11 protein-coding genes are annotated in these 9,941 nt (G+C 42.5%); 4 read left to right on the plus strand and 7 right to left on the minus strand.

What is annotated here, in order from left to right; translation table 11 throughout:
* Window positions 1-31 precede the first annotated feature (31 nt).
* The gene (locus QXD64_07015; protein ID MEM3397060.1) at window positions 32-1,276 is read right to left on the minus strand and encodes an adenylosuccinate synthase; all 1,245 of its coding nucleotides are present in this window, start codon (window positions 1,274-1,276) and stop codon (window positions 32-34) included.
* A 131-nt stretch (window positions 1,277-1,407) separates the two neighbouring features.
* Here QXD64_07015 and QXD64_07020 point away from each other — a divergent pair, with 131 nt between their 5' ends.
* Window positions 1,408-2,484, plus strand: coding sequence for a winged helix-turn-helix domain-containing protein (locus tag QXD64_07020; protein ID MEM3397061.1), 1,077 nt, complete (start codon window positions 1,408-1,410; stop codon window positions 2,482-2,484).
* Here the strand turns inward: QXD64_07020 and QXD64_07025 are convergent, their stop codons facing one another.
* Window positions 2,485-2,664 (minus strand): hypothetical protein, encoded by a 180-nt coding sequence (locus QXD64_07025; protein MEM3397062.1) that lies wholly within the window; start codon window positions 2,662-2,664, stop codon window positions 2,485-2,487.
* A 153-nt stretch (window positions 2,665-2,817) separates the two neighbouring features.
* Here QXD64_07025 and QXD64_07030 point away from each other — a divergent pair, with 153 nt between their 5' ends.
* Together QXD64_07030 and QXD64_07035 are read left to right on the plus strand one after the other, a co-directional pair.
* Complete coding sequence (locus QXD64_07030) at window positions 2,818-4,110, plus strand: DNA methyltransferase (protein ID MEM3397063.1); 1,293 nt, start codon at window positions 2,818-2,820, stop codon at window positions 4,108-4,110.
* A 2-nt stretch (window positions 4,111-4,112) separates the two neighbouring features.
* A complete protein-coding gene (locus QXD64_07035; protein ID MEM3397064.1) occupies window positions 4,113-4,805 on the plus strand; it encodes a hypothetical protein in 693 nt (230 codons plus the stop codon).
* Between the two features lie 42 nt (window positions 4,806-4,847).
* Here QXD64_07035 and porB read toward each other — a convergent pair whose 3' ends face one another.
* Genes porB through QXD64_07055 form a run of 4 tightly spaced genes read right to left on the minus strand, consistent with a single transcriptional unit; the run spans window position 4,848 to window position 7,741 of the window.
* Window positions 4,848-5,732 (minus strand): pyruvate synthase subunit PorB, encoded by an 885-nt coding sequence (porB, locus tag QXD64_07040; protein MEM3397065.1) that lies wholly within the window; start codon window positions 5,730-5,732, stop codon window positions 4,848-4,850.
* Window positions 5,729-6,916: a pyruvate synthase subunit PorA gene (gene porA / locus QXD64_07045; protein MEM3397066.1), complete on the minus strand. Its 1,188-nt coding sequence runs from the start codon at window positions 6,914-6,916 to the stop codon at window positions 5,729-5,731. Before porA ends, porB begins: the two co-directional genes overlap by 4 nt.
* Before the next feature lie 4 nt (window positions 6,917-6,920).
* Window positions 6,921-7,187 carry a 4Fe-4S binding protein gene (locus tag QXD64_07050; GenBank protein ID MEM3397067.1) on the minus strand — a complete coding sequence of 89 codons (267 nt, stop codon included), beginning with the start codon at window positions 7,185-7,187 and terminating at the stop codon, window positions 6,921-6,923.
* A 2-nt stretch (window positions 7,188-7,189) separates the two neighbouring features.
* On the minus strand, window positions 7,190-7,741 hold the full coding sequence (locus QXD64_07055; protein ID MEM3397068.1) for a 2-oxoacid:acceptor oxidoreductase family protein: 552 nt from the start codon (window positions 7,739-7,741) through the stop codon (window positions 7,190-7,192).
* A 126-nt stretch (window positions 7,742-7,867) separates the two neighbouring features.
* Between QXD64_07055 and pheT the strand changes: the two genes are divergently transcribed.
* Entirely contained in the window at window positions 7,868-9,499 is a 1,632-nt protein-coding gene (gene pheT, locus QXD64_07060; GenBank protein ID MEM3397069.1) for a phenylalanine--tRNA ligase subunit beta, read from the plus strand.
* On the opposite strand, the gene albA is transcribed toward pheT, so the two are convergent.
* Entirely contained in the window at window positions 9,467-9,742 is a 276-nt protein-coding gene (gene albA, locus QXD64_07065) for a DNA-binding protein Alba (GenBank protein ID MEM3397070.1), read from the minus strand. The genes pheT and albA overlap by 33 nt on opposite strands.
* Window positions 9,743-9,941 lie beyond the last annotated feature (199 nt).

Consider the following 9,941-nt stretch of genomic DNA (forward strand, 5'->3'; position numbering starts at 1 on the left):
CACTTTGCGATATAAATCTTTTTAGTGATATTTACCTGAACAAGATTTCTGTTCTTCTCTCTCCATAGGAAACGAACCCTATTTTGGCTTTGCAGTAATTTTCAATGAATTCAAGGTATCTTTCAAGGGAGGCATCGCGTTGGTTTTCCCACCCATCAAACTCCTCGTAAACTGGTTCTGCTTTCGCAAGAACTTCCATGCTTGCTGGGAATCTTTGGGTCTCTTTCCCATCAATTCTGTAGGCAACACATACCTTTATTTTTTCAAGTCCAGCAAGTGTGTCCACTTTTGTGATGGCAAGGGTATCAATTCCATTTATCATTACAGAATATTTTACCATCACAAGATCCAGCCAGCCGACTCTTCGCGGTCTTCCAGTTGTTGTGCCGTATTCTTGGCCTTTTTCTCGGATTGTTTCTGCAAGTTTATCGTGAAGCTCTGTGGGAAATGGGCCAGCACCCACTCTGCTGGTATATGCCTTAACAACGCCAACTACACTGCCGATTTTTGATGGTGGAATTCCTGTGCCTGTGCAGGCACCACCTGCAAAAGTGTTGGAGGATGTGCCATGGGGATAGATGCCATGGTCTATGTCCAGGTGTGTGCCCTGAGCACCCTCCAGAAGTACGGATTTCCCATCATCAATTGCTTCGTTGAGGAAGTAGGCAGTGTCGCAAACAAATTCTCTGAGTTTTTTTCCATATTCAATGTATTCGTTTACAATGCTCTGAAAATCCACAATTTCCATGCCGTAGGTAGCTAATAACCTCTTTTTCACATCATGCACCACTTTGAGCTTTTCCACAAATTCTTTCTCATCCAGTAAATCGCATACTCTGAGACCGAATCTTGCCGCCTTGTCCGAATAGCAGGGGCCAATTCCTCTTTTAGTTGTTCCAGCACCAAACTTACCCTTGAGTTTCTCTTCCAGTTCATCAATTTGCTTGTGATATGGCATTACCACATGGGCACGGTCACTTATCTTCAGCTCTGCCATCTTGATGTTCATCGCCCTGAGTTTTTCGAGTTCCTGGAAAAGCACGGCAGGGTCAACAACTACACCATTGCCAATGACCACGACTTTATCAGGTCTGAGAATTCCTGAAGGCAGGAGATGAAATGCAAATTTCTTATCATCAACTACAATCGTGTGGCCAGCGTTGCTTCCTCCCTGGTATCTCGCAACTATGTGTGCCTTCTCTGCCAGCACATCCGTAATCTTACCCTTGCCCTCGTCTCCCCACTGCGTGCCGACAATGACTGTTGCCTTGCTCATGATGAGAGGGAAGAAAAAGGGGATAATAGGAGTTGTGGTGATGCATAGCTCAAATTCTTTCCCAGTAAGAAATGTTTATATTAGCGCATTATATTACCCTATTGTAATTGTGTTCGGGAAGGGTAACCATTATGGAAGAAGAAAAAATAAGAGAAAGAATAATTCAGATTATTTCCGACTTACGAAAGCGGCCTTTAGATAAAATACTCGATCTGGATGAAGCAAACACTAAACAAACTATAATTTTACCAATCTTACAAGCATTGGGTTGGGACACAACAAACCCCGCAGAAGTAAGATGCGAGCAAAAGGTGGGCTCTCTGGCTGTGGATTATGCATTGCAGCATGCTGATAAAAATTGGGTGTTTTTGGAAGTAAAAAGACCTGTGGAAAACCTGGATAAGCATGAGGACCAGATTCTTAACTATTCTTTGGAGGAGGGTGTACCACTTGCAGTTCTAACAAACGGAATAGAGTGGAGATTTTATCTTCCGATGAAGCCAGGAGTGCCCAAAAAGGAGAGGCGATTTCTTACTTTCAACTTATTCAAGGAGGACAAAGAAAGAGTCACAGAAGAACTCTTCAAATTTCTGGCAAAGGAAAATGTGATTAGGAATGAATCACAAAAGATGGCTGAGGAGGAACTTGAAAGACAACAAATTCGGAAGAGGAGTATAGAAAAACTACCAGAGGCATGGAAAGAACTTTTGAAAGAACCCGACCCAGAGCTGGTAAAACTGGTATCAGAAAAAGTAAAGGAACTCTTTGGGTTTCTGCCGGTCGAAGAAGTTATCCGGGAGTTTCTAACGAACATAGCAAATAGAACACAAATTTATGTAACAGATATATCGATACCTCTGTCGTCTAAAACAGATGTACCGAAAGTAATGATTAAAAAGAACCATAAAAAAATAGGTACACCACAGTCAGAATATTGGAATCCGGTCCTAGAGGTAATTGAAGAAATGGGAGGAAGAGGAAAAAAATCTGAGATAAAGAATGGGGTATACGAAAAAATGAAACATAAACTAGTCCCAGAGGACTATGATCGCCTTAAGTCTACTCCTATTGAAAGATGGTGGGATAGAGCCGGTTGGGCAATACTAAATATGCAAATACAAGGTCTCCTTACTAACCCAGAACGTGGCATCTGGGAAATCACCGACAAAGGCAGAGAGTATCTTCGCCGTGCAAAATCCCAGTCTTGATTACTCCACCCCATACCTCCTGCACTCTGCATCCACAAAATCTTGGATTTTCTTGAGTTCTTCTGGCTTGTTCATCAGGTGCCTGAATCGTCCCTGCACCTTCAGGAATTCCACGACTGGCTTCCTTGGTTTCGGTGGCATCTTTGTCACTTTCAGCGCAGCCAGTCGAAGGCAGTGCATGTAGAAGAAAAAGGTAACAAAAATAAATTTAAATACATTACATTCTTAATGGAAGTAACATGAGAGATTCGCTGTTGGGGTCTGAAGGAACTGCCACCCAATAAATCCCCAATTGCATCAAATGGCTTATATGTTAAGGGTCAAGGAAATACTATGACAAACGAAACATTAAATCTTAAAGGTAAACAAATGCTCAAAAAAGCGGAAGATTTGAATTCTTTCTGGGCGTATAGCACAGAGAAGATACCAAAAGAGAATCAGTTAGTGCTTCTAGATAATGTTCAGTTTATTTATGAACTGGCACTAGCTCAACTTGAATTACAATCCCTCGGAACAAAGTTTGAAGTGACTAATGGGTTGAGGGAATTTAAACTTGTAGAAACAGAAGATGAGGAGAAGCTAAGGAAGAGACTGGCATACTTCAAGTTTGTAAGGGAAGCCCCTACTGACTATTTTCAGATTGTCCAGAGAAATAGAACCCGCTCAGTAAACCAATATCTTACACACTGGATTTATCCATACAAGGGAAAGTTTCATCCCCAAATGATAAGAGCGCTTTTAAATGTTATCGGACTTGAAAAAGGAGATACTGTCCTTGACCCATTCATTGGAAGTGGGACCACTGCTGTTGAGGCCCAGCTTTTAGGAATAAATTGCATTGGAATTGATGTCTCACCACTATGCGTCCTTCAGAGTAGGGTAAAAACAGAGTCCATTGAGGTTCTACCCCAGATTATGGAATGGAAAGATGAAATAACCAGGAGATTAAAACCTTCTTTGTACAACATAGAGGGTAAAACTATCGATGACGCAATTAGTTCAATTCCCGATGATAAGGTGAAGAATTTCTACAGGATGGTAAAGCTTGTTGCTATAAGCGACAATGCTAGGCGAGGGCGGGATTTTTGCAATGCATTCCTTAAGAATCTGGACGCCATGATACATTCAATTTCGGACTTTGTAGAAATTGTTAAGAAACTAAACCTAAATGTAGGTCACATAAATATTATGACTGGTGATGCAAGAGCACTAAAATTAAAAGATGATAGTATTGACGGTATAGTTACCTCGCCACCTTATTCAATTGCTCTGGACTATGTTTCCAACGACGCCCATGCTTTAAAGGAACTTGGGTATAATCTTTCTGAAATCAGAGAGGAATTTGTCGGGGTTAGAGGGAAGGGCAAAATGAGGATTGATTTGTACAATGAAGATATGAAAAAAAGCTTGGAGGAAATGCATAGAGTACTGAAACCTGATAGATACGCCGCAATTGTTATTGGAAATGCAACCTATATGGGACAGGAAGTAAAAACTGTCGAGTTTCTTCTTGATTATGCGGAGAAAATTGGGTTCAAAATGGTTAAGAATATAGATAAAATTATTTTTGGACTTTATAATGTGATGCAGAAGGAAAACATATTGATTTTCCAAAAAGAGGGATAATGATGTCCGAAGAGATTGAAAAAATTAGGGAATACCAGAAAGTAATAAGAGAGATACTATCTGCCTTCGAAAGTGTTTCATTTCCTGTAATTGTTGAGTCATCGACTGGATTTAAGGTGCTTAGCATAGACAAGGATAGAGATAATGACTTAATTGAGGACATTTCCTCTGTTGCCAGGTCTATCGTATTAAGGTACCACAACCAGCCTATAAACAGGGACACCTATAGGAAGGTGATAAAGAGGAAGGCAAATGCGTTTAGACCAAATGAAGTGGGAAGAATTCTTGAATATGAAATTTGTAATACTCCGAAAGATTTCAAAACGATAAAGGAAATAGTATCTTTAAAGCAGGTTGGCTATCCGGACATCAAGATAATAGACAAGACAAACAAAGTTATCTTCGTGGACATAAAAGCTACTACAAGACCAGATGTAGGTTCTCCACGAGATTTTTATTATTCGACAAAAGAAAAAACAATTGAAAAAATAAAATCTGATGGCTTCCATTTACTCCTGGGATTCATCATCAGAGAAACTGAACCCGAGCAATTTACAACAGTTGGCTGGAAACTAGTTGACCTGTCAAAAATAAAAGTCAGCATAAAGGCTGAATTCAATGCAGATAATCTAGAAATCTATAAGCAAGAAGCTATCCTGAAAGAAGAATGGGTTGAGAAAATAGAGACACTTTAAGCAACCTAAAGCTTCGCTTGTCAACCACTGGGTCAATTTTCCCTAATCCACCCCATACCTCTTGCACTCTGCATCCACAAATTCTTGGATTTTCTTGAGTTCTTCTGGCTTGTTCATCAAGTGCCTGAATCGTCCCTGCACCTTCAGGAATTCCACAACTGGCTTCCTTGGTTTCGGTGGCATCTTTGTCACTTTCAGCGTGTTTCTATCTCCATTTTCCATTTCCCAGAGAATCAGATAGCCGGTATCAACTGCAAGCTTTGCAATTTCTATGCTTTTCTCACTTGGTGTTCTCCAACCAGTCGGACAGGGCGCATACACAAGAATGAAACTCGGTCCTTTCTTTGAGAGTGCCTTCTTCACCTTGTTCTGGAAATCTGCATAGTATCCAACGGAAGCAGTAGCCACATAGCTTGGTCTGTGAGCAGCCACAATTTCAGCGAGTGGCTTCTTCACTGTGTCCTCACCAATGCTGAATTTTCCAGGTGGCGAAGTAGTGGTTGAAGCACCGTAAGGTGTAGAAGAAGACCTCTGAATCCCTGTATTCATGTATGCCTCATTGTCATAGCACACATAAAGGACATCATGCCCACGCTCCAGCATCCCTGACAGCGCCTGGAACCCAATATCGTAAGTGCCTCCATCTCCACCAATCGCAATTATGTTCTTTCCTTCTCTTTCACCCTTTGCTTTCAGTGCGGCATCGATCCCAGAGGCAACAGCAGCTGCATTCTCAAATGCCACATGAATGTAGGGCACTTTCCATGCAGTATTGGGATAACCTGTGCTTACAACCTCCATGCAGCCAGTTGCCTGGCAAACAATCGTATTCTTGCCTGCAGCAGCCAAAAGCAAACGCAATGCAATTGTTGCACCGCAGCCAGCACAGGCAGTATGCCCTGGAGCAAACAAACTTTCCTCGTTCATTTTATCACCTCTATGTCCTCTTTTCTCACACCAATCCACTCAATGAACTCCTCCCTGCCTTCATCAGCCGCTTTCACAGCCATCTCATAGCCCTTAATTATGTCCTCAACCACAATGTCGCGACCACCAAGCCCTATGATAAAGTCATAAATTTTCGGTCTCTTGCCAGTGTTCGCAAACACACTCACAATTTCTGGGTAAACTGCCCCTCCATAGCCAAGCGAGATGTTACGCTCAAATACAACAACAATTCTGGCCTTTCTCAGATACTTTCTCAGCAAATCTGCTGGGAACGGGCGGTATGCGGTTATCTTTATCAACCCAACTTTTTTGCCCTCGCTCCTTAACTTTCTCACCGCCTCTTTAGCGGTGCCAGTCATTGACCCTATCGTCACAAACACAACCTCTGCATCCTCAACCATGAAGGGCACGACTCTCTGGTATTTCCTCCCGAATTTTTGCTCAAACTCAGCAAACACCTCATCAATTACCTTTACTGAATTCTCAATTGCAAGCTGAGTTGCATAACGGAACTCCATGTAGTTGTCGGGCGAAGAAAAGGCACCGAATGTCATCGGGTTGTTTACATCTATCTTATAAACTGGCTTGTAAGGTGGCAAAAATTTGTCAACTTCTTCTTGCTCTGGAATTTCCACACATTCCATCGTGTGCGTTAGCACGAACGCATCCATTCCCACCATTGCGGGCAGAAGCACCCTATGGTCCTCACAAATCTTGAAAGCCATCAGCATCAAATCCAGCGTCTCCTGGTTTTTCTCAGCATAAAACTGCAGCCAGCCAGAATCACGCTCTGCAATCGTATCCTGATGGTCGCACCAGATGTTGATTGGAGCAGAAAGCGCTCGGTTTCCCACAGCCATCACAATCGGTAATCGCATCCCTGCAGCAATGAAAAGCACCTCGTGCATCAACGCAAGCCCTTGAGAAGATGTGGCAGTTGCAACTCTTGCGCCTGCAGCACTTGCACCTATGCAAGCACTCATTGCCGAGTGCTCACTCTCGCACTTAACAAACTGGCACTTCAGTTCCCCATTCGCCACAAACTCGGAGATTTTCTCAGGGAATAGCGTTGACGGTGTTATAGGATACGCAGGAATCACTTCCACTTTCGCCAGCTTGGCTGCGTATGCAGTTGCCATGTTGCCTCTCAATACCATCTTCATGCTCTCACTTCTCCTCCTGAACCATTTGAATTGCCTTGAAAGGACATTCATTAGCACAGATTCCACAGCCCTTGCAGTAGTCATAATCAGTTTTAGGCCCTTCTTCTTTGCTCTTCATTGAAATCGCCGCATCTGGACAAACAATTATGCAGATTCCACATCGCTTGCATTTTGTGAGGTCTGTTTGAGGTCTCATATTTCTCCAGCCGCCTGTCTTGTTTCTGATAGAACTCCCAGCTTCAGTAACAGTTGCCCCAATTGCGATTTTCACATTTACCACCCCAATACTGTGTTTTCAAATGCCTCGCTAACAGCTTTCGCATTCTCCTCCTTCTTCACCGGAGATTCTTGCTTTACTGCCTCAATAATAGATTCAAGTTTCACATTTCCAACCGCCTTCGCATATGCACCCAGAATCGCCGTATTAACAATGGGATTCGTTTGTGTGCCAAGGCCATTTCTCACAGCAATCTCTGTAGCATCCACTGTTGCAACCTTGAAGTCAGGATATTTGAACTCTTCTGGCTTCTTCTTTGTGTTGAAGACAAGAATTCCACCTTTTTTCAAGCCCGCAGTCACATTCACAACACTGAGCAATGTCATGTCCAGTACAATCACAATGTCTGGATTGTAAATCTGCGAGCGAATGTCTATTTCTTTCTCGTCGATGCGAACAAACGCTGTAACAGGTGCACCCCTGCGCTCAACACCAAATACAGGAAATGCCTGGACATACTTGCCCTCGATTGCACCCGCAACAGCCAGAGCATTTGCTGCGGTCACAGCCCCCTGCCCACCTCTACCATGGAAACGGATTTCATACATAGTGATCAATTCGCAGAAATGCATCGTGTATATGGGTTTTGTGGTGGGTTCAACACTTCTAATTGCCAGTTATGTTCAACCATTTCATTGGAAAGATTAATATTCATAGTTTGCTCTCGCCTTTCAATGCCTGTAATACATGCATCAAAAGAGTTGTTTGAAAAGCATGGACTTTCGTTGGAGGATGTGGAGCAGAGCATAATCCATCTTGGTGGAGAGGTAAAGCAGGAAGAGGACAAGCTTGTATTTGAGGTCGGTGCCAATCGCTGGGACCTTTTCACGCCAGAAGGAATTATGCATGCAATTTTGCTATTTCTCGGAAGAAAGAAACCTGAGAAAATAAAGCTGGAGAATTCTGGTATAGTTTTGCAGGTTGACCATTCTGTGAAGTCAGTGCGGCCTTTTGTCGTATGTGCAGTCGTTGAAAACATAGAGATTGATGGCAACTACATCGCTGAACTGATGCAGATTCAAGAGAAGCTTCATGAGACCATCGGCCGAAAGAGAAAGAAGCTGGCAATCGGAATTCATGATCTTGATAAGGTTACACCTCCATTCACATACAAGGCGTTGAAGCCAGAAAGCATCGCATTTGAACCGTTGGGTTTCAATGAAGTAATGAATTTAAGGGAAATCTTGGAGAAACATCCGAAAGGAATAGAGTATGCCTGGATTCTGGAAGATGCTGAAAAATACCCAGTCATTCTGGACGAAAACGGAAATGTACTCTCCTTCCCGCCAATAATCAATGGAAACTTGACTGAAGTTACAGAGAACACAAGAAATCTGTTTATTGATATGACTGGCACGGACCTTCGCACCCTAAAATTTGCTCTCAATGTGCTTACCTATTCTATGCATATGCGAGGTGGAAAAATAAAATCAGTAGAAATCCAGGATGAGAAGAAATTCTACACCCCAGATTTCACTTGGAAACGAAAAGTGGTAAAGAAGGAGGAAATTGCTTCCCTACTGGGAATTGAAATTCCTTCAGTGTCTCCGCTTTTGGAAAAAATGGGATACATTGTGGCAGAAAATGGGAATGAACTATTGGTTGAGGTTCCATCCTACCGTTGTGATGTGATTCACAATGTAGATATAATAGAAGATGTCGGAATTGCATATGGGTATGATAATTTGAGAGAGTGCCTACCTCAGGCCTTTACGATTGGAAAACCAAATCCACTATCTGAAATCGAGGAAGTGGTAAGAAACTTTTTTATAGGTATGGGCGCCCAGGAAATCCATTCTTTTGTGCTCGGAAGTGAACGAGAACTTTTCATAAACATGGGGCTGAAGCCAGAGGAAATAAAAGTTGTGAGAGCTAAAAATCCAAAGAGCATAGAGTATTCTATTGCAAGGTATTCTCTTATTCCAGGCATGCTGAGAACAATTTCCATCAACCAGCGACATGCTCTGCCTCTCAAGTTCTTTGAAATAGGGCTTGTGCTTGAACCAGAAGAAAAGCAAAAATGCTGCTTTGCCACAGTCCACTCAAAAGCCAGCTTCTCGGAAATCAAATCAGTTGCTGAAAGTTTCCTGACAGAATTTGAGATTGATTACACACTGGCTGCAGTTGAGCTTCCCTACTTCATCAGTGGCAGGGGATCAAAAGTGATGAGAAACAATAAAGTTATGGGTGTGTTGGGAGAAGGCCACCCAATGACCCTAGAAAAATTTGGTATTGGCTATCCAGTTGCTGTCTTTGAGTTTGCAGTTTCTGATTTACTTCTTTGCCAGCGTGATTTCAATTGCTGAGACATTCATTGTGCTTCCATTCTCTCTCTGTACCTGTTCTGTTGCTATTTTTATGTCTTTTATCACCATGTCCTTGATGAATCTGTTCCTCACTATTTCCACAACATCTACTGCCCTGCTTATTGCGTTGCCTCTTGCCTTTATGATCACTTCTTTGGCGCCACTGTTTGCTTGTGTAACAACCGCTACCACATAGTTCATCGCTGGCTTGTTAGCCACTCGAATTACATTGTCTTCCGTCATCTGCATGCACCTCGATTGCCCAATACATTTGGGAAATAAGTAATTTTCTGTTAATGAGCCCTTTGTGTCATTGGGTCATAAAGATTTGGGGTGCTAGTATATAAAGCAGCATGGTTCTATTCACAACTCCTAAACCTTAATTTATTTCTAAGAATTCCCTGAATAAAAACGAAGGAGGATGGGATGCATGACAATCTCC

The sequence above is a fragment of the Thermoplasmata archaeon genome (genome assembly GCA_038874435.1).
Lineage (GTDB): Archaea > Thermoplasmatota > Thermoplasmata > Lutacidiplasmatales > SKW197 > SKW197.